This is a genomic window from Bradyrhizobium sp. T-1, assembly GCF_053592855.1.
Window position 1 is genome coordinate 4,692,717 of the sequence record NZ_CM132115.1, and the last position, 18,564, is coordinate 4,711,280.

The window sequence follows — 18,564 nt, forward strand, 5'->3', positions numbered from 1 at the left end:
CTCTCAGAGTGAATGGCTTCGCGCGGCAAAGCAATGACGTCCAAGGTAGTGTCCGTCGTGACATCGGCCGCGACATTCACGTCACCGCATTCACGACCTGGTATTCCGGCCGACACCACACCTCGCCCGCAATCACCTCCTCGATGATCTCGGCCGCACGGATGATCTCGCTCTCGCCGATATACAGCGGCGTGATTCCGAACCGCATGATGTCAGGCGCGCGGAAATCGCCGATCACATTGCGGGCGATCAGGGCTTGCATGGCAGCATAGCCGCCCTCGAAGGCGAAGGAGACTTGAGAGCCGCGGCGCTCGTGCGCACGCGGAGTGACCAGCCGCAGAGACGGGCAGCGGCGTTCGACCTCCGCAATCAAGAGATCGCCGAGCGCCAGCGAGCGGGCGCGGACCTCCTCGATGTCGACACGGTCCCAGATATCGAGCGACGCCTCCAGCGCCGCCATCGCCAGGACTGGTGGCGTCCCGACGCGCATGCGCTCGACGCCGCCGGCAGCCGCATAGGCAAGCTCGAAGGCAAAGGGTCTTGCGTGGCCCATCCATCCGGACAGCGCAGCACGCGCCGTATCGGCGTGTCGCGGCGCGACATAGAGAAAGGCTGGCGCGCCGGGGCCGGCGTTGATGTATTTGTAGGTGCAGCCGGCGGCGAAATCGGCGCCGCAGCCGGCGAGATCGACCGGCAGCGCGCCGGCCGAATGCGCGAGATCCCAGACCGTGACGATGCCGAGTGCATGCGCCTTTGCCGTCAGCTTCGCCATGTCGTGGCGGCGGCCGGTGCGGTAGTCGACCTCGGTGATGTACAACACCGCGATCTCGTCCGACAGCGCAGCCTCGATCTCCTCCGGTGCGACCAGACGCAATTGATGGCCACGCCCAAGCGTCGCGATCAGGCCTTCGGCCATGTAGAGGTCGGTCGGAAAATTGCCGGTGTCCGAGAGGACGACCTTGCGCGATGCGTTCATGTCGAGCGCCGCCGCGAGCGCCTGATAGACCTTGAGCGACAGCGTGTCCCCGACCATCACCGAGCCCGCTTCCGCCCCGATCAGTCGCGCGATGCGATCGCCGACATGGCGCGGTTGGGCATACCAGCCGGCCGTGTTCCAGGCGCGGATCAGCTCATTGCCCCACTCGTCGGTGATGACGCGGCTGACGCGCTCGGCAACACCCAGCGGCAATGCACCGAGCGAATTGCCGTCGAGATAGATCACATCGTTCGGAAGATGGAATAGCGCTTTGGTGTCGTCGTAAACGCGATATCTGGTCATGAGCTCTTCTACAGAATGGTCCGCACGCGCCAGAGTTCAGGGAACAGCTCCACCTCCAGCATGCGCTTGAGATAGCTGACGCCGCCGGTGCCACCCGTGCCGCGCTTGAAGCCGATGACGCGCTCGACCGTCGTCACGTGGTTGAAGCGCCAGCGCCGGAAATAATCCTCGAAATCGACCAGCTTTTCGGCGAGCTCATACAGCATCCAGTGTGTTTCCGGCGCCTCGTAGACAATACGCCAGGCCTGCAGCACGCCCTCACTAAAACTGTGGGTTTCGCGGACGTCGCGCGCGAGCACTGCGGCCGGCATCGTCAGCCCATGGCGATCGGCCAGCCGCAGCACCTCGTCATAGAGACTGGGTGTTGCGAGCTCCGCTTCGAGCAGCTTCGTGGTCTCTACATCGTGCGCGTGCGGCTTCAGCATGGCATGATTGCGGTTGCCGAGCAGATATTCGATCAGCCGGTACTGGCGCGACTGGAAGCCCGAGGATTGGCCGAGCTGGGAGCGAAAGCGCGTATATTCGCTCGGCGTCATCGTGCGCAGCACATCCCAGGCATTGTTGAGCTGCTCGAAGATGCGCGACATTCGCGCCAGCATTTTCATGGCCGGAGCCACCTCGTCCTTGGCGATGGCACGCCGCGCGGCGCTGAGCTCGTGGATGGCAAGCCGCATCCAGAGCTCGGTGGTCTGATGCTGGATGATGAACAGCATCTCGTCATGAGCTTCCGACAACGGATGCTGCGCGCCGAGGATCGCATCCAGCGCCAGATAATCGCCGTAGGACATGCGCCGGGCAAAATCGGTCTCGGCGCCTTCGCGTGTGGGATCGTAATCGCTGGACGTCATGACAGACCCTTTCGATCGACCATCCCTGCCCTCGTCAGTCCAGGCCGATCAGGCGCGCAGTGATCGGCGACGACGGATCTTTCAGACCATCGATCACGGTGAAATGGTTCAGACCGGGATCGACGACGAGACGCGTCGGCACGTCAAAGCCGGTCCAGACATTCGCCAGCAGGTCGGATTGACGGATGAATTCGGGTCGTTCACCGCCGCCGACCCAGGCGGTCACAGGCGAATGCCCGCGCGGCAGATGCAGCGCCGCGCTTTCGAGTGCCGCCTCCTCCATGCTCATGCGCAGCGTCTCATTCATCTTCGTCTTGAGCAGCGGGCGCAGATCGTGCAGGCCGCTGATCGAAAGCGTGCCGGCGATGCGGTTGAAGACCGCGGGCTCGAGCCGGCTGTCGTCGCAAAGCATGCGCGTGACGAGATGACCGCCGGCGGAGTGGCCCGCGAGCCGGATCGGCCCCGCGACAAGCGAAGCGGCCTTGGCAATCGCGGCGGTGATCTCGGCAGTGATATCGGAGATGCGCGCGGCCGGTGTGAGCGTGTAGCTTGGCAGCGCAACAGTCCAGCCGTGATGCCGCGCGCCTTCGGCCAGATCCGTCCAAGTCGATTTGTCGAAGCGCATCCAATAGCCGCCATGAACGAACACGACGAGGCCCTGGCTGTCGCCATCGGGCAGGATCAGGTCGAACCGCTGGCGTTCATCGGAGCCGTAGGCGATATCAGGGCGAAATCCCTTCAGGGCGGCGCGGTAAGCCGCCGCCCGCTCCGCCCATTGCGCCGGCATCTTGTCCGAGCCCGGGATATGGGCCGAATTGGCGTAAGCATCATCCCAATCGCGCATCGTCACTCCCAGGGACTCGTCCAGCGAACCAGGCGCCAGTCTGCCACCGCTGAGGACGGCATCCTAGTCTTTATTTTAAGCTTAAAGGATCTAGAGAGCCATTGTTTCGTTCAGCGCGCGCCGCAACCAAGACGTGGGTACGGCGCACGTGCGCCTTTTCCCACCCGACGAGAGCTGCGGCTGACGCGACCCTTACGCCTTCTCCACCCCGCACCACTCCGCGACGAACAGCGCCATCGCCTTGGTGGTCTTCTTCAATGACTCCAGATCGACGAATTCGTTGAAGCCGTGCATCTCGCCGCCGCTGGCGCCGAAGCAGAGGCTCGGGATGCCGTAATTGAGGCCGTAGAAGCGGGTGTCAGTCAGCGCGGTGAAGACGAGGTCCTCGACCGCGCCGCCATAGACCTTGCTGAACGCCTTGCCAAAGGCGGCTTCCGGCGCGGCGGCGTCGGTCAGCTCATAGCCCTCTGACAGGAAGCCCGACCATTCGACCTCCGGCGGATTGTTGGCGAGGAAGCGGTGATTGCGCGAGGCGGCGGCGACGCAAGCCAGGATCTCCTTTTGGTGATCGGCCACCGACCAACCCGGCAGGATCGCGATACGGCAATCAACGTCGCACCAGGCCGGCACGCTCGAGGCCCAATCGCCACCCTTGATGATGCCGGGGTTGAAATTGATGGGATGGTTCAGGGTCTTGAAATGACGATCCGCCTTGGCACGCTCGTTCCACTCAATCTCGAGCTTCTGCAGCGCGTGGACGAGGTGATAGGCCGCCATGATCGCATTCGATCCGGAGCCCGCAAAGGCGACGTGGGTCGGATGGCCCTTCACGCGCAGGCGAAACCAGATCACACCAACCTGCGACCGCACCATCTTGCCGGCGGTGGGCTCTGGGATGAAGCAGGCGTCGGCACGATAGCCGCGCTGCAGCGTCGAGAGCGCACCGACGCCGGTGCTCTCTTCCTCGATCACGGACTGGAAGTGGATCCGCGCCGTCGGCTTGAAGCCCGCGGCCTTGATCGCATCCAGCGCATAGAGCGCGCCGATGGTCCCGGATTTCATGTCGCAGGCGCCGCGGCCGAACATCTTGCCGTCCTTGATGACGGGCGAGAACGGCGGCGTGTCCCACAATTCCAGAGGCCCCGCCGGCACCACGTCGCAGTGCCCCTGGAGGATCAGCGATTTGCCGGCCTCGGTCCTGGGACGATAGGTCCCGACCACCGTGCGCGCCTTCGAGAAATCATGCTCGATCGGCCCGAAGCCCCGCAAATCCTTGAGGTCGTCGACATTGATGTGCCAATCGTCGACCTCGTAGCCGCGCGCGCGCAGGAGGTCGCCCATCATGTCCTGGCACGGTCCCTCGGCCTCACGGGTCGAAGGGATCGCGACGAAATCGCTTGTGGTCGCAAGCTGGGCTTCGAAGCCGGCGTCGACGGCGTCAACAATCCTCTGCTGCGTTTCGGCATTCATCAGGCAACTCCGGGCATCCACTGGTCGAGGGTGCGCGCAAGCTAGCCGATTTCAGCCGTTCGGGTACTCCTCAAAATAAGCATCCCGCAATGCATCTTCGAGCAGTCGGCCTTCGAAATAGCCATTCAACGTCGCAGGACGCGTGACGCCGTCGAGCAAGCGCGAACACGGCTCGGGCGCGCCCAGCACCGTGCGCACCGGAATGCGCTCGGCATAGATCGGCAATTCGTAGTCCTCATCGTCATCCGCAACGCCCTTGGCGCGGACCTTGGCGGAAGCCTCCTCGATCTCCATCGCGATGAAGGAGGTCGCCTTGATCTCCTGGGTATTGCTCGCCCGCAGGCTCGCGGTGCGATCCGGGAAGAAGCGGTCGACCATGGCGATCACCGCCCGCTCCTTCTCCTCGGGGTCGGTGACGAGATAGGCGGTGCCGAACGCCATCACGGCGCGATAGTCGGCGGAGTGGTTGAAGCCGCAGCGCGCCAGCACGAGGCTGTCGAGATGGGCGACCGTCAGGCAGACACGCTCGCCTCTGGTCTGATTGCGCAGCATGCGGCTGGCGCTCGAGCCGTGCCAATAGAGTTTTGTGCCCTCGCGCCAGAAGAAGGTCGGTGTGCAATAGGGCTGGCCGTCGATGACATAGGAGACGTGGCAGAGCATCGAGGAATCCAGAATACGATGAACGGTGGCGTGATCGTAGAAGCCACGGTCATGCCGGCGCTTCACCTGGTTGCGCGCTGACGTCGGATAGGACTCTTGGCTCTCGGTCTGGCTCACGGCCGCTCCTGTCGGGATTCGAACAATTCCAGGAGAGTTGTAGCGGCGCATTTGGTCTGCGATAGTACCAATTCCATGCGAAAAATTCCGACCAATTCCCCAACCAAGCCCGAGCTGCCGCTGGATCTCACCGGCCCGCACATCACTATCGGCGCTTCCTCGGCGCACCGGCTGTACCAGGCGCTGTGCGAGACGATCGTCTCAGGCCTCGTCAAACCGGGCGAGCCGCTGCCGCCATCGCGCATGCTGGCGAAGCAGACCGGTTTTCGGCGCAACGCCGTCGTCACCGCCTATGAGCGCCTGATTGCCGACGGATTTGCGCAGGCCACCGTCGGCTCCGGCACCTTCGTCGCTGCGCGCATTCCGGCGCCCGCCGCCGCACCGAAAAAGAAGGCGATCGTCGAAACGCCCGGCCAGGCCGCACTCGCGCTCGGCTGCACCCATATCGACGAGCGCGCGCTGCAGCGATTTCGCGCGTTCGTCGGCCGGCGCATGCGCGCCTTCGGCAGCGAGCATTTGCATTACGGCGACCCGCGCGGCAGCCGCGAGCTGCGCGTCGCGATCGCCGATCATCTGCTCTCGGCGCGGGGGCTGCGCTGCGACCCCGACCAGATCATGCTCACATCAGGCACGCTGCACACGCTGCGCATCATTCTCGGTGCGATCCTGAAGGCCGACGATCAGGTCTGGTGCGAAGATCCGGGCTATCCCATCGCGCGTAGAACCATCGCGCAATGCGGCTATCGCACCGTGCCCATTCCAGTCGACGCCCATGGCCTGCAAATCGCGAGGGGCCGCACCGCCGCGCCGTCCGCACGCGCGGCCTATGTCACGCCGTCGCATCAGTTTCCGCTGGGCGTGCAGATGTCGATGCCACGGCGGCTCGAGCTGCTCGACTGGGCAAAGCAGGCGGGCGCCTTCGTGCTCGAGGACGATTACGACAGCGAGTTTCGCTATGACGGCGCGCCCCTGATGTCGCTCGCCGGCATCGATCACCTCCAGCGCGTGATCTACATGGGCACGTTTGCCAAGACACTGTTTCCGGGTCTGCGCATCGGCTATTGCGCCCTGCCCGAGCGCCTGATCGGCGACGTCACGGCCGCGCGCGCCGCGCTCGACCGCTTTCCCGGAACGCTGATGGAAGGCGCGGTCGCCGACATGCTCAATTCCGGCGCGTTCGCGGCGAATCTGAAGCGCGTGCGAAAACTCTATCGCGAGGCGCGCGACACGCTGGCCGAAACGCTCGAAGCGGCATCGGAGGGCGCGCTGTCGGTCCCGGTGCCGTCGCAGGGCCTGCACCTGGTGGCACGGTTCGATCCGTCGGTCGCGCCAGCGATTGCGGCCGAAGCGAAACAGGCCGCGGGCGCGGAAGGCTGGCTGCTCGCCGACACCTATGCGCGGGCGCGCCCGCTTCCCGGTTTCGTGCTGGGATTTTCGGGGCACGCGGTTCCACGCCTCGTCGCCGCCGCAGAAGGGCTGGCGCGGGAGGCGCGCGCTGCCTTGCGCAGCAAGGGCAAATCGGCCCGGCGGGCGTGACGAAGGTTGGCTATCAGAATCGCCGACCGCTCCTTAACATCGCGGCAATCGATTCCGGGATCTCTCATCATGTCAATTGTCACGTCACTCGGCCGCGCAGCCGGCCTCGCCCTCCTGATCGCCATCGCCCTTGCCTCAACGGCGAGCGCCGCTTCCGTGGGGCGTGAGCAGGATATCGTCGATCTCAAGCTCGGCCAGCGCGTGCAGGTGGACGACGGAACTTGTCCCGCCGGACAAATCAAGGAAGTGCGGGGCTCGAAGATGACCGACAAGGGCGTGGTGCGAACAGCAACCTGCGTGGCACGCTTCGGTCCGAAATCGAGATGACGGCCTAAGACTTCGCCGGGTCGAACATGCACTGCAAGGTCGGCTTGGCGATCTTGGTGAAGGTCGCGCCGATCTCGGCTTGCTTCGCTGCCGGCACCCAATCGGTTTCAATCGTGGGCACACCGGTCTCGCTGATGCCGCGCAGCAGCGCCTCGCGCAGGTCGCGATCCTCGACCACGGCCGCGGCATGGTCATGCAGGCAGCCGCAGACCTCTTCCGGATGCTCCCAGCGCCCAAGCATGCGGGGAGCGCACTGCCGCACGAACTCAGTGCGCGGATCCGGCAACCGGCTCGGAGCGCGCACCTGCGCTTGAACGGAACTGATCGTCAGAACGGAGAGGAACGCTGCGGCGCAGAGACGAAGGTACATGATGGCCTTTGCCGGCTGATTTTCTTGTTGGTGATCAGAAGCGCGCCGCGAGGACCAGAGGCTGCGGCGATGTGGTCGTGACCGGCGAGCCGCTGTACTGGAAGGTGCCGATACCCGGCAAATTGCCGTCCGGCGCGCCTGCGAACGAGGAACCGGCGAGCACGAAGCCGAAAGCAAGGATGAAGCTGAGCGCGCGCATGGATCTCTCTCCGAATTGCGTGGCCGGCGGTGCGCCGTCGTCGTTGTGATGCTGATAACCATCCGCGGTTTCTCCCGTGATGCGCTCAAAGCCGAAAATGGTTTCATTGCCGGTGAGAATTGTTTCGTCGCCCGCGGCGCGACGACACAATTCTCGGAAAACATCAATGATTTCAGACGGGATGCATGACAGCTTGAACGCGTTTGGGAACGACCATCCACACAGGTTGAGGTGAGGCGGTCACATCCGCGACGTCAGCGCTTCACATGCATTTTACGGTTCTCTGCTGAAGAGAGCTGCAAACGACGGCCGGTCCCGCCGATGAACCCAGCATCCATCGGGCGCGACCGAAGCTTCGAAACCGAAAGGCCCGTCATCGACGGGCACACCTGTGAAGGATGGCCATCATGATGGCGCGAGATCGCGCAACGACGCGCGACGCGGCAGAGCGCACGGACCGCGCCGATCGAGAGTTGAGCCGCCGCACCGGCTCGCCCGGCGCGATGGCGCAGCAATCAGGCCGCGGCTACGAGGCCGCGCCCCAGGCGTTCGTGCGGCTGAGCGGCTCGCATCTTGCGAGACCGCGCGGCAGCCGCGATCACATCACTGAGTGAAGAAGTCGCCGCACTTCTGGACGTTGGCGTCAGCCGGTCCCCACGGCATGATCGGCACGGTCGAGGTCGAGTTCTTCGGCGACCCCTCGATCAGCTTGTCCGAATAGACCATGTAGACCAGCACGTTGCGTTTGGCGTCGCAGCCACGCACGATCTGCATCTTCTTGAAGAAGAGCGAGCGACGCTGGCGGAACATGTCGTCGCCCTGCTCCATCTTGCTGGCCTTGAACTTGATCGGGCCGACCTGGCGGCAGGCAAGCGAGATGTCCGAGACCTCCTCGGCAAGACCGAGCCAGCCCTTGAAGCCGCCCTTCTCCGGCACCGTGAAATGGCAGGCCACGCCCTCGACTTCGGGGTCGTCGAGACCGTAGGTCGCGAGCTTGTCATTCGGGCTCATCCACTTGAAGACAGTGGAGCGACGGAAGATCAGATCCGGCTCATCGGCCGCGGAAGCGGATGCTGCCGGCACAACCAACAGCAACAGGAATAAAGCGAAGTCTTTCAAGCGGATGCGGGAAAGACCGGGGAAACGAGATGACATGAAGTTCTCCGGTAACAAGTCCTGGCAATGTAGGCATGGGGTGGCCGATCAGGAAGATGATGCAAGCCGGCTGCCGCCGCCGTTTACCGCTCCGTGAGGCTTTTTTGCTACGTCTTGGACAAAAGTCGATGATGGCAGAACCGCCATGCTGGTGAACGCGTATCCCCTCTGCGAGACTAACGTCTGATTTGGATTGTGGATTCGAGGAATGAATAGCGTGAATGGGTCCCGTTTTGCCGCCGCGCCGAGGCGGCTGTGGCAGGTCGCCATTGTGACGGCGGCGGGTGCGATCGGCACGGCGAGCCAGGCGGAAGCAGCGTTCTATTACTATTCGGATTATTCCGACGGATCCTATGGACGGCAGGAGCGGTATCCCGAGCCGCCGCGCGTGAAGCCGCAGAAGCGCGGCTCGGCAGCCTCTAAGAACAAGAAGGAGGCGCTTGTCGAGAAGGAGACCGGCGCGAAGCCGCAAGGTCCGCTCGTCATCGTCGTCTCGATCGACCGCCAGAAGGTCACGATCTACGACTCCAACGGCGTGTTCGCGGAATCGCCGGTGTCGACCGGGATGAAGGGCCACTCGACGCCGATGGGCGTGTTCAGCGTCATCCAGAAGCACAAATTCCACCATTCCAACATCTATAGCGGCGCGCCGATGCCGTACATGCAGCGGATCACCTGGTCCGGTGTTGCCATGCATGCCGGCGTGCTACCGGGCTATCCGGCCTCGCACGGCTGCATCCGCATGCCGATGGCGTTCGCGGTGAAGATGTGGAACTGGACCAAGATGGGCGCGCGCGTGATCGTCTCGCCCGGCCAGATGACGCCGCAAAGCTTCTCGCATCCGATGCTCGCATCGCTGCGCGTGCCGCCGCAGCCTGCAGCGAGCCTCGAGCCGACGACGAGCGTTGGCGACAAGGCGGACAAGGGTGCGCCCGAGACCAAGGTCACGGATGCCAAGCCCGTCGAGACCAAGTCTCTTGAGACGAAGACCGCCAGCGCGGACGGCGTGCTCGAACTGCGCTCCACGGTCGGCCACACCGTGATGTCGGATGTGACCACGGGCAACGCGCCGGTCCGCGAGGAAGCCGCCAAGACTGACGCCAAAATCGAAACCAAGACCGACACCAAGTCCGCCGAGGCCTCCGAGCCGGCCACGCAGCCGGAGGCGGCAGCGAAGAGGGACGAGGTTGCCAAGCCCACTGACACTGCAGAGGCGCCCAAAGCGACCTCGGACGACAAGGTCGAGACCGCGAAGTCTGAGGCCACCGATACTCCGAAGCCGGAAGCCGCTGCCGAGCCGGCCAAATCCGATGCGGCCGCCGCCGAGAAGAAACCCGACGCGGCCGTGACGGCAACGGCGCCGGCACAAGCCGCTTCGCCCGACGCGAAGAAAGACCAAACCCGCCTCGCCGATCCCGCGCCGTCCGTGAAGCCGGATCTGCCGAAGCGGACCGGCCAGATTGCAGTGTTCATCAGCCGCAAGGATTCCAAGCTCTACGTCCGGCAGAACTTTGCGCCGCTGTTCGACGTGCCCGTGACGATCGCGGCAAGCGACCGGCCGCTCGGCACTCACGTTTTCACCGCCGAGGTCGACAAGACCGATTCCAATGCGCTGCATTGGTCGGTGGTGTCCCTGCCCGTCGCTGTTCGCGCCGCCGCGCGCGACGATGACGGCCACATACGCCGCCAGCGTGGCGCTGCCGTGATTCCCGTCGCGGCAAAGCCGGTGATCACGCCGGACAGCCCCGCCGAAGCACTGGATCGCATCACGATCCCGGCCGATGCCATGGCGAAGATCAACGAGATGCTCACCACCGGCGGCTCGGTCATCGTCTCCGACCAGGGCATCAACCAGGGCGAGACCGGCGAAGGCACCGACTTCATCGTCCGCCTTTATTGAGCCTCGAACGGCGATAACGCGGTGTTGAGCGGGCCTGTCGCATCACCGGAGTAAGCTCCGCCCCGGATCACATCCGGGGGACACTGCCATGCTGAACCGCAGAACCGTGCTCACCGCCGCGCTGCTCGGAGCAGCCACCTCGGCAACGCACGCGCGGGCCGATGTCGGCATGAGCCGGATCTCGGCTTACGCCTTCTCGTTCCCCGCACTGTCCGGCGAGGACATCCGCCTCGCCGCCTTCACCGGCAAACCGGTGTTGGTCGTGAACACCGCCTCGCTATGCGGCTACACCCCGCAATATGCGGGCCTGCAGGAGCTCTGGAACGAGTTTCGGGAGCGCGGCCTCACCGTGATCGGCGTACCCTCCAACGATTTCGGCGGTCAGGAGCCCGGAGGCACCAGCGAGATCTCGGAGACCGCGCACCACCAATACGGCGTTACCTTCCCGATGACCGCCAAGGCCGTCGTGGTCGGAGCTAAGGCGCATCCCTTCTACAAATGGGCCGCGGAGGCGCGACCGAAGGAGGTTCCGAAGTGGAACTTCCACAAATACCTGATCGGCCGTGATGGCTATATCATTGAGGTGTTTCCGTCCGCTGTGGAGCCCGCCGACACGCGCATCAAGACTGCGATTGCCAGGGCCTTGGCTGATAGCTGACACGCCTGACTTGAACACGCGCCTGACTTGAACAGGCTCCTGACCTGAACAGGCTCCTGACCTGAACAGGCTCCTGACTTGAACAGGCTCCCGACTTGAACAGGCTTGGGCACAATTGTGGCGAAGCGCCAAACAGCCGTTGCAATGGCGATGGGCCACCATCTAGGCTAGGATGATCAGGGGCAGGATGGGTTTTGCCGGAGGCGAAAAGCTACGGCGGAACAACGGGATCAATCTCGAGGACAACACCATGCGTGTGGCGGCAGGACTGATTTTGGCAAGCGCGATGTCTGTTGCGCTGACAGGCGCGGCATGGTCGCAGACCCCGGCTGCAAAACCCGCAGCCGCCACGCAGGCCGCCCCCACGGCGGCCCCGGCCGCAGCTCCGGCACCGGCAGCGGCTCCTGCCGCAGCGCCGGCGTCGCAGGCCGCCGCCTTCCCGCCGCCGCCGCAACAGGCCCCGCAGCCGGCGCGCGCCGCCTGCAACAATCCGAACGCGCTGGGCGTTGCCCGCACCGTGGAGATCGACACCACCGGCGGCCCCGGCTTCGGCTTCGAGCACTTCAAGGAGCTCGACTTCCTGCGCGACAAGGAGGTCGTCCTGACCTTCGACGACGGCCCCTGGCCGCACAACACGCCTGCCGTGCTGAAGGCGCTCGCCGACCAGTGCACCACCGGCATCTTCTTCTCGATCGGCAAGCACGCCACTTATGAGCCGGAGATCCTGAAGCAGGTCTACGCGGCTGGTCACACCGTCGGTACCCACACCTGGTCGCACGCCAACCTCAACAACAAGAAGCTGACCGAAGCGCAGCGCAAGGAAGAGATCGAGAAGGGCATCAGCGCCGTGAAATGGGCGCTCGGCGGCATCTCGCCCGCGGCGTTCTTCCGCTTCCCGGCGCTGCAGCATCCGCCGGAGATGGTCACCTATCTCGGCAACCGTAACGTCGCGATCTTCTCCTGCGACATCGACTCCTTCGACTTCAAGGCCTCGAAGCCCGAGAAGGTGATCGAGACCGTGATGAAGGGGCTCGACAAGAAGGGCAAAGGCATCATCCTGATGCACGACTTCCAGAAGCACACGGCCGAAGCCCTGCCCGAGCTTCTGAACCGTCTCAAGGCCGGCGGCTACAAGGTGGTGGCGATGCGCGCCAAGGCACCAGTGGCCTCGCTCCCAGAATACGACCAGGAGCTGATGAAGGACGTCAAGCTGCCGACGGTGAGCACGCGTCCGGTCAATTCCGTGGTGACGACCGTCTCCGAATAGCCGTCGCTTGTCTTTCCATTTCGAAGGTTACGTCATCGTCTCGGCGGACGGCATGCTTGCCGACGCCAGCCATGTCATGCCCGACAGTCTGAAGTTCGAAGGCGACAAGCTGTTCTTCGAGCAGGCGCTCGATCGTGCTGCCCTGATCGTGCACGGCCGCAATTCATATGAGCAGCAGGCGAACTCGCCCAAGCGCAAGCGGCTGATCCTGACCCGCAAGATCAAGGCCCTCACCGTCGATCCGGAGATGCCGAACGCGACGCTGTGGAATCCGGAACATGCGAGCTTCGAGGAAGCCTGTGCCTTTGCCGATGTCGCCTCGGGACGAGTCGCCGTGATCGGCGGCCCTATCGTCTTCGACATGTTCATGGACCGCTACGACACGTTCTGGCTGTCGGAAGCCCCGCATGTGCGGCTGCCCGGCGGCGAAGGCTGTTTTGTCGAAGTGCCCAAGCAGACGCCGCACGAGGTGCTGACGTCCCACGGCATGAGGCCAGGCACGCCTTACATGCTCGACGCCGCGCACGATGTGACGGTTACGCCGTGGCGGCGAGCCTAGCGTTCACACGTCGCCGTAGGCCGTCTCGGCCGAGCGCGTGGCGCGGCCATAACCCATGATCATAAACAGCGCACCGATGATCGCGAGGTTCTTCAGCGCGTCGACCACCACCTTGGCATTCTCGGGCGCCGTCTGATTCCAGAAATCGTTGAACAGGACCGTCGAGACCGCGATGTAAATGACCATCAGCATCGCAAAGAAGCGCGCGCCGAAGTTCAGCGCGATCATCAGACCCGCAACGACCTCGAGCCCACCGACCGCGATCGCCAGAAGCTGCGGCGTCGTCATCGCGGTCGCGGCCTCGACCTGCTTGGCATAAGGCGCCACCACATCGGGCACCACGAGCTTGCCGGCGATGAAATCGGCGGTCTCCTGGATGGCAAAGAGCTTGGTTGCGCCCGTGTAGATGAACAGCACGGCGAACAGGATTCGCCCGAAAGTCACGAACGCTGGCATGGTCGGCCTCTTGCAAAACGCTAAGCACGGGACGCATGCGGATTATGGAGAGTCCGTTTGCGCTTTTCAAACGGGGAAATGGAAAACTGCGAGTTATTCAAAATTGACGATGCGCTTTGGCGCTTCCTCGCAGACTCGAACCGTCCGGAACAGACTTGACCGCTACGCTCTCAGTGTCATGCCCGGGGCTTGTCCTGGGCATCCACGGTCATTGTGCCGCGAGGCAAGTCGTAGATGGCCGGGTCTCAAGCCCGGCCATGACGAATCCGCGGAACGGCGCCGCTACGTGAACAACGTCGGCTGTTGTCGCGCCGCACGCTCCTGCGCCTCGACCACGGCGACCGCCGTCATGTTGAGGATGCCGCGCGCGGTCACCGAGGGGGTGAGGATGTGGGCGGGCCGGGCCGGGCCGATCAGGATCGGACCGACGGGCAGCGCGTCCGCCAGCGACTTGATCATCTGATAGGCGACATTGGCAGTGTCCAGCGTCGGCATGATCATGATGTTGGCCTCGCCCTCGAGCTTGGAGTGCGGCAGCACCATCTTTCGGGCAGCGGCGGAGAGCGCGGTGTCGCCCTGCATCTCGCCGTCGGCCTCGATCTCCGGATGCTTCTCCCTCAGCAGCTGGGTCGCCTGGCGCATCTTGCGCGACGAGTCGGTGTCGTAACTGCCGAAATCGGAATGCGAGACGAAGGCGATCTTCGGCTTGATGTTGAAGCGCTGGACATGGACCGCTGCGAGCGAGGCAATCTCGGCCAGCTCTTCCGCGCTCGGATTGGGGCGCACCTGCGTATCCGCGATGAAGAACGCGCCCTTGCTGGTGATCAGCAGAGCCAGTGCAGCGTAGTCGCTGATCCCCGGCGAAAAGCCGACGATCTCCCGGACATGACGCAGATGGCTCATGTAGCGGCCCTCGACGCCGCAGAGCATCGCGTCCGCCTCCCCGCGCGTCACTGCGAGCGCCGCGATCACCGTGTTGTTGGTGCGCACCACGGTGCGGGCGGCATCCGGCGTCACGCCGCGGCGGCCGGCGACCTCGACATAGGATTGCACGTAGGAACGGTAACGCGGATCGTCCTCGGGATTGACGAGATCGAAATCCTTGCCCGCCTTGATCGACAGGCCGAAGCGCTTGATGCGCGCCTCGACCACCGAGGGACGGCCGACCAGGATCGGCGTCGCCAGCTTTTCCTCCAGCACCACCTGCGTGGCGCGCAACACGCGCTCGTCCTCGCCTTCGGCGTAGATCACGCGCACCGGCTGGGTCTTGGCCTTGGCGAACATCGGCTTCATGACGAGGCCGGAGCGGAAGGCGAAGCGCTCGAGCAGCGCAGCATATTCGTCGAAATTGGTGATGGGACGCGTCGCGACGCCCGACTCCATCGCGGCCTTCGCAACAGCAGGCGCCACGCGCAGGATGAGCCTTGGATCGAACGGGCTCGGAATGAGCGAGCCCGGACCAAAGCCACCCGCCTCGCCGGTGTCAAAACCCTGCGCCACGGCATCCGACGGCGCCTCGCGCGCGAGCTGCGCGATGGCCTCGACGGCGGCGTGCTTCATCTCCTCGTTGATGGCGCTGGCGCCGACATCGAGCGCGCCGCGGAAGATGAAGGGGAAGCAGAGGACGTTGTTGACTTGGTTCGGATAGTCGGACCGGCCGGTGCAGATCATCGCGTCGGGCCGCACCTTGCGCGCCTCCTCCGGCATGATCTCCGGCGTCGGATTGGCGAGCGCCATGATGAGAGGCTTCTCGCCCATCGCCTTGGCCATCTCGGGCTTGAGCACGCCCGGGGCCGACAGACCGATGAAGATATCGGCGCCGCCGATGACGTCGCCGAGCGTGCGCTTGTCGGTCTTCTGCGCATAGACCGCCTTCCAGCGATCCATCGAGGTGTTGCGGCCCTCATGCACGAGGCCGTCGATGTCGCACACCCAGATGTTCTTGCGCTGCGCACCCATCGACACCAGCAGATTGAGCGTGGCGATCGCCGCGGCCCCTGCCCCCGATGCCACGATCTTCACGTCCGACAGTTTCTTGCCGTTCAGGCGGAGGCCATTGGTGATGGCGGCGGCGACGATGATGGCGGTGCCGTGCTGGTCGTCATGGAAGACCGGGATCTTCATGCGCTCCTTCAGCCGCGCCTCGATCTCGAAGCACTCCGGTCCGCGGATGTCTTCCAGGTTGATGCCGCCGAAGGTCGGCTCGAGCGCCGCCACGGTCTCGACCACGCGGTCGATAGTGTCGGCGGCGATCTCGATGTCGAACACGTCGATGCCGGCGAACTTCTTGAACAGGACGGCCTTGCCCTCCATCACCGGCTTGGAGGCCAGCGGGCCGATATTGCCGAGGCCGAGCACCGCGGTGCCATTGGAGACCACGGCGACCAGATTGGCGCGCGTGGTCAGGGTCGCGGCTTCCGCCGGGTTCTTGGCGATCTCGGTGCAGGCGGCCGCAACGCCCGGGGAATAGGCCAGCGCGAGGTCGCGCTGGTTGGCGAGCGGCTTGCTCGCCTGGATCTCGAGCTTTCCGGGGCGCGGCAGACGGTGATAGGCCAGCGCCGCCTGGTGGAGATCATCAGAATAGGACGACATGCGGTCTCTTGCCTCGCGTTACCGGCTCAAAATGCATCATCCGGAGCGGCCATCCAAGCGGATGGTATTTCCGGGCCGTGGAAACGGGATGAAGCACGGCCGAAGGCCCGGTGGCAACATCCGATTGCGTTCCCATCAACAGGACGCATGCTCAAATATTTGAAAGCGCTAGCTTTCCCTGGACCTTGTCAGCTTTCCCGAATATGGCAGGTTGCGCAGCGCGCAACGAACAACTGGAGCTGGGAATGAAGCGGATCCTGATCGGCCTGATCGCAGTCGTGGTGCTGGCCGCGGCCGGATGGTTCGGCTTCAGCCTCTACGCAAAACATCGTGCCACCGCCGAGATCGAGGCAGCCTTCGAGCAGATCCGCGCCAGCAGCGGCAAGGCGAGCCACGGCAAGGTCAAGTTCGACCTGATGAGCCGGACGCTGACCATCGACGACATCGCGGTCACGCCTGGCAGCCAGCCGCAGGCGCAGGTCAAGATCGCCGGCATCAAAGGCACCGGCGTTCGCCAGATCGACGACACCAGGTTTTCGGCCGACAGCATCGACATCACCGGCCTCGACATCGCGCTGGATCAGGTCGGTCCGGCCAGGGTGAAGGCGTCCTACAAGGTCCCGCAACTTACGCTGCGCGACTATGCCGGCCCCCTGCACACCGGGGCGGCGCCGGCGGACGGCTCCCTGATCGAACTGTACCGCTACGTGCTCGGTCAATACGCGAGCGTCAAGGCGTCTTCGCTCGCGGCACCGACGCTGACGTTGAGCTTCGATTCGGGCAGCGGTCCCGGCGGTAGCGGCGACGTCACCTATTCCGGGCTGGCGATTCAGAATCTGAAGCACGGCAAGATCGATGCGATGAAGGCGGACCGCGCCGTCATCTCGATCGACGTGAAGCAGAAGGGCAAGCAGGACAAGCTGACCGGCGAACTGTCGAACATCATCGTCAATGATTTCGATGCGACCGCGATCATCGACGCGCTCGATCCAAAGACCAGCAGTGACGAGACCTATCATCGCGTCTACCGGCAGGTCTCGGCGGGCCCCTACGCGCTCAGATCAGCTCAGGGGATGCGTGTCGATTTCGACGGCTTCGCGATGGAGGACATTGACGTGCAGCCGTCGAAATTCCGGCTGGCCGAGCTGTTTGCCGCGCTGCCGCAGGATCAATCGGCCCCACCGACGCCGGCGCAGGCGCGCGAGATCATGGAGAAGCTTGCCGGCTTCTATGAAGGCCTCCGCATCGGCAAGGCCGAGGTCAGCAAGATCTCGGTCGGCACGCCCCAAGGGACCGGCAAGGTCAATGCGATCAGATACCGCGAGGGTGAATTCGCAATCGAGGGCGTCGATACGCCGGCCCCGCAGGGGCAGTTCAAGATGGAGCGCTTCGCGCTGAAGTCGTTCAGCGCGGCAAACCTGATGCGCTGGACGGCGGGCCTTGCCACGCCGGGGCGGGCGCCCTCGCCCGATCAGATGCTCGGGCTGTTCGGCGTGCTCGCAGGCGCCGAAATCAAGGGCGTGACGGCACCCTACAAGACCACCAAGAAGCTCGTCACGATCGACACGCTGAGCCTGGACTGGGGGCAGTTGATCGGCTCGATCCCGAGCCAGGCGCACGTGGTGGCCAAATTTGTCACGCCCACCGATCCATCCGATCCGAAGCAACTCCCGTTACTTGCGGTCGGGATCGACAAGCTCGCGATCGATCTCGACCTCGGCGCGGCGTGGACTGAGTCTTCCAACGGCTTCGCTCTGACGCCGGCAACCCTCGACATCGGAGGAATTGGAAAAGCGCAATTGCGTGTCACGCTCGAGAATGTGCCGCGCGAGGTGTTTTCGTCCGATCCCGCCCAGTTGATGGGCCAGGCGGCTCGGATTGAGGCCGGCGCGCTCGAGTTTTCACTGCGCGACAATGGCGGCGTCGAGGCCGCAGCGACGCAGTACGCACGCGGCAAGAATGTGAGCCGTGACGCGGCGCGTCAGGCACTCGCGGACAGCGTCAGAGTGCACCGGGAGGAGATCGCGGCCGCCAATCCGGATGCGGGCGCAGCAGTGGACGCCATCGCAAGCTTTGTCGAGACGCCGGGCCAGACGCTGTCCATCAAGCTCTCGCCGCGCGCCAAGGCGCCGCTGATGCAATTGATGCAGCTCTTGCAGACCGACCCGCAGAGCGCGCTGGCCCAGTTCAGGATCGAGGCCTCGACGGGGTTGTAGGGGCCGGAGTTGGGACCGCAGGCCCTCACCTGCCGTCATGGCCGGGCTCGTCCCGGCCATCCACGTTCCCGCAACACCCCAAAAACGTGGATGCCCGGGACAAGCCCGGGC

Annotated in this window: 19 protein-coding genes; 9 read left to right on the forward strand and 10 right to left on the reverse strand. The window is 64.4% G+C overall.

The window, feature by feature from the left end; translation table 11 throughout:
- Positions 1-76 precede the first annotated feature (76 nt).
- From kynU to ACWAT4_RS22865, 5 genes are all read right to left on the reverse strand, one after another.
- The gene (gene kynU / locus ACWAT4_RS22845; protein WP_449728120.1) at positions 77-1,279 is read right to left on the reverse strand and encodes a kynureninase; all 1,203 of its coding nucleotides are present in this window, start codon (positions 1,277-1,279) and stop codon (positions 77-79) included.
- A gap of 8 nt (positions 1,280-1,287) precedes the next feature.
- On the reverse strand, positions 1,288-2,127 hold the full coding sequence (gene kynA / locus ACWAT4_RS22850; RefSeq protein ID WP_212299515.1) for a tryptophan 2,3-dioxygenase: 840 nt from the start codon (positions 2,125-2,127) through the stop codon (positions 1,288-1,290).
- Positions 2,128-2,161: 34 nt separating this feature from the next.
- The gene (locus tag ACWAT4_RS22855; protein ID WP_212299507.1) at positions 2,162-2,971 is read right to left on the reverse strand and encodes an alpha/beta hydrolase; all 810 of its coding nucleotides are present in this window, start codon (positions 2,969-2,971) and stop codon (positions 2,162-2,164) included.
- A gap of 192 nt (positions 2,972-3,163) precedes the next feature.
- Positions 3,164-4,441 carry an ArgE/DapE family deacylase gene (locus tag ACWAT4_RS22860; RefSeq protein ID WP_212299504.1) on the reverse strand — a complete coding sequence of 426 codons (1,278 nt, stop codon included), beginning with the start codon at positions 4,439-4,441 and terminating at the stop codon, positions 3,164-3,166.
- 51 nt (positions 4,442-4,492) lie between these two features.
- Positions 4,493-5,218, reverse strand: a complete 726-nt coding sequence (locus tag ACWAT4_RS22865) for a pyridoxamine 5'-phosphate oxidase family protein (RefSeq protein ID WP_212299503.1) — start codon at positions 5,216-5,218, stop codon at positions 4,493-4,495.
- Positions 5,219-5,293: 75 nt separating this feature from the next.
- Between ACWAT4_RS22865 and pdxR the strand changes: the two genes are divergently transcribed.
- Together pdxR and ACWAT4_RS22875 are read left to right on the forward strand one after the other, a co-directional pair.
- The gene (gene pdxR, locus ACWAT4_RS22870; RefSeq protein ID WP_449728121.1) at positions 5,294-6,754 is read left to right on the forward strand and encodes a MocR-like pyridoxine biosynthesis transcription factor PdxR; all 1,461 of its coding nucleotides are present in this window, start codon (positions 5,294-5,296) and stop codon (positions 6,752-6,754) included.
- A 69-nt stretch (positions 6,755-6,823) separates the two neighbouring features.
- A complete protein-coding gene (locus ACWAT4_RS22875) occupies positions 6,824-7,081 on the forward strand; it encodes a DUF6719 family protein (protein ID WP_212299499.1) in 258 nt (85 codons plus the stop codon).
- Positions 7,082-7,085: 4 nt separating this feature from the next.
- Here the strand turns inward: ACWAT4_RS22875 and ACWAT4_RS22880 are convergent, their stop codons facing one another.
- Complete coding sequence (locus ACWAT4_RS22880; RefSeq protein ID WP_212299497.1) at positions 7,086-7,451, reverse strand: hypothetical protein; 366 nt, start codon at positions 7,449-7,451, stop codon at positions 7,086-7,088.
- Positions 7,452-7,485: 34 nt separating this feature from the next.
- On the reverse strand, positions 7,486-7,650 hold the full coding sequence (locus tag ACWAT4_RS22885) for a hypothetical protein (protein ID WP_212299495.1): 165 nt from the start codon (positions 7,648-7,650) through the stop codon (positions 7,486-7,488).
- A 48-nt stretch (positions 7,651-7,698) separates the two neighbouring features.
- Here ACWAT4_RS22885 and ACWAT4_RS22890 point away from each other — a divergent pair, with 48 nt between their 5' ends.
- Positions 7,699-7,839, forward strand: a complete 141-nt coding sequence (locus ACWAT4_RS22890; RefSeq protein WP_212299493.1) for a hypothetical protein — start codon at positions 7,699-7,701, stop codon at positions 7,837-7,839.
- 218 nt (positions 7,840-8,057) lie between these two features.
- Positions 8,058-8,264: a hypothetical protein gene (locus tag ACWAT4_RS22895; protein ID WP_212428296.1), complete on the forward strand. Its 207-nt coding sequence runs from the start codon at positions 8,058-8,060 to the stop codon at positions 8,262-8,264.
- On the opposite strand, the gene ACWAT4_RS22900 is transcribed toward ACWAT4_RS22895, so the two are convergent.
- Positions 8,254-8,805, reverse strand: coding sequence for a CreA family protein (locus ACWAT4_RS22900; protein WP_212299489.1), 552 nt, complete (start codon positions 8,803-8,805; stop codon positions 8,254-8,256). The genes ACWAT4_RS22895 and ACWAT4_RS22900 overlap by 11 nt on opposite strands.
- Before the next feature lie 208 nt (positions 8,806-9,013).
- Between ACWAT4_RS22900 and ACWAT4_RS22905 the strand changes: the two genes are divergently transcribed.
- From ACWAT4_RS22905 to ACWAT4_RS22920, 4 genes are all read left to right on the forward strand, one after another.
- Positions 9,014-10,705 (forward strand): L,D-transpeptidase, encoded by a 1,692-nt coding sequence (locus ACWAT4_RS22905; protein ID WP_449728122.1) that lies wholly within the window; start codon positions 9,014-9,016, stop codon positions 10,703-10,705.
- A gap of 88 nt (positions 10,706-10,793) precedes the next feature.
- A complete protein-coding gene (locus ACWAT4_RS22910; protein WP_449728123.1) occupies positions 10,794-11,363 on the forward strand; it encodes a glutathione peroxidase in 570 nt (189 codons plus the stop codon).
- A 250-nt stretch (positions 11,364-11,613) separates the two neighbouring features.
- Entirely contained in the window at positions 11,614-12,630 is a 1,017-nt protein-coding gene (locus tag ACWAT4_RS22915) for a polysaccharide deacetylase family protein (protein WP_449731247.1), read from the forward strand.
- 7 nt (positions 12,631-12,637) lie between these two features.
- Positions 12,638-13,189 (forward strand): dihydrofolate reductase, encoded by a 552-nt coding sequence (locus tag ACWAT4_RS22920; protein WP_449728124.1) that lies wholly within the window; start codon positions 12,638-12,640, stop codon positions 13,187-13,189.
- 3 nt (positions 13,190-13,192) lie between these two features.
- Here ACWAT4_RS22920 and ACWAT4_RS22925 read toward each other — a convergent pair whose 3' ends face one another.
- Entirely contained in the window at positions 13,193-13,645 is a 453-nt protein-coding gene (locus tag ACWAT4_RS22925) for a DoxX family protein (protein WP_212443669.1), read from the reverse strand.
- Positions 13,646-13,927: 282 nt separating this feature from the next.
- Positions 13,928-16,237 carry an NADP-dependent malic enzyme gene (locus ACWAT4_RS22930; RefSeq protein ID WP_212299473.1) on the reverse strand — a complete coding sequence of 770 codons (2,310 nt, stop codon included), beginning with the start codon at positions 16,235-16,237 and terminating at the stop codon, positions 13,928-13,930.
- Positions 16,238-16,482: 245 nt separating this feature from the next.
- Here ACWAT4_RS22930 and ACWAT4_RS22935 point away from each other — a divergent pair, with 245 nt between their 5' ends.
- Positions 16,483-18,453, forward strand: a complete 1,971-nt coding sequence (locus ACWAT4_RS22935; RefSeq protein WP_449728125.1) for a hypothetical protein — start codon at positions 16,483-16,485, stop codon at positions 18,451-18,453.
- The last annotated feature ends 111 nt before the right edge of the window (positions 18,454-18,564 follow it).